Origin of the sequence: Candidatus Endomicrobiellum agilis, assembly GCF_020328115.1 — a bacterium.
Lineage (GTDB): Bacteria > Elusimicrobiota > Endomicrobiia > Endomicrobiales > Endomicrobiaceae > Endomicrobiellum > Endomicrobiellum agilis.
Genome location: NZ_JAIXMW010000005.1, coordinates 1 through 4,161 on the forward strand (window position 1 = coordinate 1; position 4,161 = coordinate 4,161).

General features: G+C 40.3%; 6 protein-coding genes. 5 read left to right on the forward strand and 1 reads right to left on the reverse strand.

The features are described from left to right. Nucleotides 1-151 precede the first annotated feature (151 nt). The 5 genes from LE179_RS03630 (at nt 152) to LE179_RS03650 (ending at nt 2,897) form a co-directional block, all read left to right on the forward strand. Nucleotides 152-601 carry a hypothetical protein gene (locus LE179_RS03630; RefSeq protein ID WP_374129013.1) on the forward strand — a complete coding sequence of 150 codons (450 nt, stop codon included), beginning with the start codon at nt 152-154 and terminating at the stop codon, nt 599-601. Nucleotides 602-637: 36 nt separating this feature from the next. After that, entirely contained in the window at nt 638-1,075 is a 438-nt protein-coding gene (locus LE179_RS03635) for a hypothetical protein (protein WP_374129014.1), read from the forward strand. Nucleotides 1,076-1,236: 161 nt separating this feature from the next. Further along, the gene (locus LE179_RS03640) at nt 1,237-1,563 is read left to right on the forward strand and encodes a hypothetical protein (protein ID WP_374129015.1); all 327 of its coding nucleotides are present in this window, start codon (nt 1,237-1,239) and stop codon (nt 1,561-1,563) included. Between the two features lie 156 nt (nt 1,564-1,719). Then, nucleotides 1,720-2,307 (forward strand): hypothetical protein, encoded by a 588-nt coding sequence (locus tag LE179_RS03645; RefSeq protein ID WP_374129016.1) that lies wholly within the window; start codon nt 1,720-1,722, stop codon nt 2,305-2,307. A 56-nt stretch (nt 2,308-2,363) separates the two neighbouring features. Continuing rightward, entirely contained in the window at nt 2,364-2,897 is a 534-nt protein-coding gene (locus tag LE179_RS03650; protein WP_374129017.1) for a hypothetical protein, read from the forward strand. A gap of 343 nt (nt 2,898-3,240) precedes the next feature. Here the strand turns inward: LE179_RS03650 and LE179_RS03655 are convergent. Further along, nucleotides 3,241-4,161 (reverse strand): DnaB-like helicase C-terminal domain-containing protein (locus LE179_RS03655; protein ID WP_374129018.1); only part of this gene is annotated, 921 nt, incomplete at its 5' end.

Sequence of the window (4,161 nt, forward strand, 5' to 3'; positions counted from 1 at the left end):
ATACATTGGCACACCATTTAGACAAGTTCACGTTGTGGCAAAATAAAGTTTAAGCGGTTCCGACCTCACTAAAAAAATGATGTAAAGAAATTTATTATTACTTCCGCCTGTTCGCATAGGATAGGATAGGATAGGATAGGATAGGATAAGTGTGAAAAAAGCAATATCGGGTGTATTAACGCTGTTGCTTATATCGGGTTGTGTTGCCCCGCCTCGTCAACTATCCAAGTCGGACGCTGTCACAAATGTTACTGATTTGGTACAAACAGAGCCGTTACAAGAAGCGCCTGCTATAACTTCGTATATCAAAGCAAGTAATCCAAAAAATGAAGTGAAAATTTATAATACTAATTACTCCTGGTTTGACGTGGCATGTTGTGCTAGTGTAATTTTTAATTTTGTGTGTGTGGTTTACTGTATTTATCGTTCTGAGCGTGAGGTAGAGCGTTCTAGGCGTGAGGTAGAGTGTTCTGAGCGTGAGGCTGAGTGTACGATTGCGTGTCGGAGGGAGCGTTGGAGAAGTCAGGTGGAGGAGCAGAAAAGACATGCTGGGGATCAGGTAAATCATCCAGGGTATCGTATTGGTTCTTCTAAGGACTGAGAGATAGCAAGATGAAATAAAAAATAGGTTATTAAAATGAAAAGAAATATTGTAATTTTGCTCTGTCTGGTATTCTTTACTCAAAGTGCATTTGCTATGTTTGGTAATGATTGCAGACGGAAGCGTAGAACGTACAAACAGGAGCGCAATACCTGTTATCAAAATAATGACCGTTGCCAGAAGCAGCTTAGAAATGAATCATCTCAAATTGAGGAGTTAACAACTCAAAAAGATACCTGTCTGCGGGAAAAAGCTAGCAGTGAGGAGAGATCCTTGTATATTCAGGCTCTTGGTTTCGGAGCTTCATTTGTGATAGTCTTGGGGTGTATATGGCGGATTGTTGCTCAAAATGCTCAGATTGCTGCTCAAGATGCTCGGATTGTTGCTCAAAATGCTCAGATTGCTGCTCATCAGCCGATTCACAACGTGGCGATACACGATGTTGCTAATGCTAATATTAACATTCAAAATTAATAATAATTACTGACACCACATCACATTACGCATTAAAAACAAACTTAACGGGTGCATGCAAAGCAGAGGAATATATCGCTGAGTTCGCTGTGTATGAATATACTTGAAGAACAAACGATTGAGTACAAGAAGAAGATTTCAGAGACTTCTTCAAAAATAAAATGAAAAAAATTATATCGTTATCGTTATGTATAGTCTTAATCTCAGGCTGTGGTAAACAGCGTAACAATTCTCAACCTGACAAAACTGATAACAAAACTGCTAATCAGGTTAGTCCAAGTCCATCACCAAACCCAACACCAATACCATCGCCGTTACCATTACCTGAGGAACAGTTCTCAATCCCTGAATCCTCTGAATACTCAAAAACTAAAATCGGTCTCGGTATAGCTGTTGCTCTTATTGCTCTTGTCATATTTTGTAAATGTGGTTGCTGTTGCTGTTGTAAAAAGGGTTCTGATAAGTCTTCTAGTAGCGGGGGTAAATAAAGCACTTCCAAACAGTTTTCCTCTTATTGGTGGCCAAGCCTAATAATCAAAGAAGGATTTAAGCAGTTCCGACCTCACTAAAGAATATAAAGAAATTTATTATTACTTCCGCCTGTCCGCATAGGATAGGATAGGATAGGATAGGATAGGATAGGAATGAAAAAAGTAATATCGTTGTTGTTATGTATAGTCTTAGTCTCTGGCTGTGGTAAGCAACCAGCTGGCGAATTGGCTCCGACTAACGTCTTGCCGTCCTCAGTCACTAATAATTATAATTATTATAAGCTTATTGAATTCAACGGAGACAGTTTTGACAGGCTGGCAGAGCTATGGAGCAAAATACCGCAAAAAGTTAAGTATGGTATATATGGTGTTAGTGCTTTTGTTGTATTGCTGTTTTCCGCTCATGGCTTATTCAGTTTCCTCGCTAGGATTGGCGTTGTTACTGATTATCATAGAGCAACGGGAATAACAAAGTTGACCGATGCGGTAGGGGACGTGAAAAATGAGCTTAACGAACTTAATAAATTATTAACTGATATACCTACTCATATGAATAAAATAGCGACATCGCAAAACTTAATTGCTCAAGGGACAGCGAAGGCGGCTTCAGCTCTGACGATTATAAACGCAAAAACGCCTATGCCTCTTAACATGCGTCCTCTTCCTCCTCACATGCAGCCTAGGTCAAGCACCCCGCCGCCATCAGCACCACCGCCACCACCAGAGCCACCATCAGAGTAGCCGATTTCCGAGTTATCTAAAATGCATACTATTCCAAGATAGATAATACAAAGAGAATGAAAAAAATAATATCGTTATTGTTATGTATAATCTTAATCTCTGGCTGTGATAAACAGCTTAACAAATCTCAACCTGCCAAAACTGATAACAAAATTGCTAATCGTGTCAATCCAAGTCCGTCACCATCACCATCGCCGTCGTCTTTGCCAACTCCGAAATCTACCTTCACTCCTAAGACTCACGAAGATACACACTTCTCAGATGATGAGGCAGTAGCTCAGTTTGACGGATATTTGTCAGGAGTGTTTCAGTGGAAGAATTGGAAGGAAATAGTGTTAATCACATTGACGTCTGTGGCTTTGATACTTGGGTCTTGGTCTTTGTGGAAGGAGCCAGCAGGTTTTTACATATCCTCAAGAAAAGCTCCTCTTCCTCTTACCCCTATCACAGCACCTTCATGCTGGGAAACACTTAAAAGCATAGGATATAAACTCCTATATCCTTTCGGATTAGGCAATGCGGCGATAGGTCTGTACTCTGGATTACATCATATAGACATTACTCAAGACAAGGCAGAAGAAGAGAAATGAGAAAAACTCTTGTGAAAGAAAAACGGAGTAATCCGTTGAGGACTACTGATTGTTGCATAAGCTCAGACGATTGTTTTGTGCTTGGCGATGGACAATTGCTCCGCCTATCCGTTTGAGTATAAGACTGAGGACGATGAGGATAATGACGAGGTTGGTTTTGATGTCGGTTAAATAATTGCAAAATTTTAGTAAAAGCTTGTATAATAATTGTAGTACTCTTGTTCTTACAATATGACAAGATTACGCTAATGACCTTTTATTATTTCTCAGAATAGACGCAGCGGGTAACTCCGTTGCGTTTATTTTTTTGGTATCACCCGAGCGGGAAACTCAAGAAGGACATTCATTGTTTTTTTTGCTCGTCTTCTTCCTTATTTTTTCCCTCGTCTTCTTTAAAATAATCAAATGCAGGGTAATAATTAAAAGACGTAGTTGTCCACGCTTTATAAAATCTGTTTTTCAAAATGACAAGTTTTACCTCTCTCGGGTTTTTATTTTTGGCTTCGTTGATTGCTTCTTCTGTGTCCTTTCTGTCCTTGTTGCCTTTTGGTACGTCTACGTCTAGCTCCAGAGCGATTACAACGTCGGCAGAGTACTCGATTGCCCCGCTTTCCTTGAACGCCTGAAAACTTGCTGAGGTGGTGTAATTGTCGCGATTAAAAGATGAAATGACGATTATCGGCAGGTTGAAGTCCCGCGTCACGCGTTTCAGTTCCAGCACATTTTTATCTACAATTTGCTTATCCAGCAATCGGCTGTTTGGGTTAGGCGACGACATAAGTTGTAAATAATCAATAATGACTAACGGGCGGCTGTTTGTATTTACTCGCATAAATTTTTTAATTGTATCGCGGATTTCCTTATAGCCGACGTTGTCAATGCCCTCGCTGATATAAATTCTCTCGCTGGTGGTTTTGGTATATTGTTCAGTTGCCGTTTTTAGCATGTCGCTTTGCTCTTCGCTTAATTTTCTTTTGCCTGTTAACAAATTCATGGCAGGTACTGCGTGTTCCTTCGCAGACAAGCCTTTCTCGTTGGCAATGCGATAAGTTTCTCTAGATAAACTTTTCATGTGCCATTCCATTCGGCTCATCTCGAGGCTGAAAATTAATACATCCCGTCCCGCCTTCGCAACGTTATCAGCAATGTTTAAAGCAAATGTTGTTTTACCTAAACTGCTTATTGCTCCCAAAGCGTACAGCCTGCCATCTCGCAAACCGCCGCCGAGAATTTCATCAAAATTTTTAAAACCCGTTTCCATTGT